Source organism: Pseudoalteromonas sp. GW168-MNA-CIBAN-0100 (assembly GCF_040309225.1).
Classification (GTDB): domain Bacteria; phylum Pseudomonadota; class Gammaproteobacteria; order Enterobacterales; family Alteromonadaceae; genus Pseudoalteromonas; species Pseudoalteromonas arctica.
The window spans coordinates 1-268 of the sequence record NZ_JBEOOL010000614.1 but is presented as its reverse complement, the minus strand read 5'-3'; the positions used below and the strand labels follow the sequence as shown (position 1 = coordinate 268).

Annotated in this window: 1 protein-coding gene; it reads left to right on the top strand. The window is 43.3% G+C overall.

Annotated elements, in window-relative coordinates:
* The coding region (locus AAEY62_RS22670; RefSeq protein WP_350636667.1) for an amidase family protein at positions 1–268 on the top strand (268 nt) is incomplete at both ends.

Below are 268 nucleotides of genomic sequence, written 5' to 3'. Positions count from 1 at the left end.
GTGCAATTGCAAGGTTTGAAACAAATGCTGCGCTTAATATGATAGCCGTTAATCATTTTGAGCAAGCGCGTGAGCAAGCACAAAAGTTAAACCAATTAAGCACTGCACAGCGAACAGCTAAAATGGCCAGCGCGCCGCTGTTGGGAGTGCCGTTTGCGCTTAAAGATTTAGGCGTAACTATGGCCGGTACTATTACCACTAATGGTTGTCGTTTTTTTAAAGATAACCGTGTGGCTGAAAATTCAACCTTAGTTAATCGCTATCAAGC